Genomic DNA, 273 nt, shown 5'->3' on the forward strand with positions numbered 1-273 from the left:
GTGGGCGCTGTTTGGTCATACGAAGTGAAGCGGGGAGACAACTCGGGCCAGTGGCACCCGCACCTGCACATGATCGCCTTGGCCGAGGTCGAGCCCAGCCAGGAGCGCTTGTCGCGGGATTGGCACCAGATCACCGTGGACAGCTTCATCGTTGATGTGCGGCCCATCGTTGGAGATCCCGCCGAGGGGTTCATGGAGGTTTTCAAGTACGCCGTCAAGTTCAGCGATCAGCCGGTTGCCGATACATGGCATGCCTTTCAGACGCTCAAGGGG

Annotated in this window: 1 pseudogene; it reads left to right on the plus strand. The window is 60.8% G+C overall.

The features are described 5' to 3' along the window. Positions 1-69 precede the first annotated feature (69 nt). Positions 70-273: pseudogene (locus tag ABG80_RS20970) on the plus strand (protein rep); the annotation flags it as partial.

It is taken from the genome of Aquabacterium parvum, assembly GCF_001447195.1.
Taxonomy (GTDB): domain Bacteria; phylum Pseudomonadota; class Gammaproteobacteria; order Burkholderiales; family Burkholderiaceae_C; genus Aquabacterium; species Aquabacterium parvum.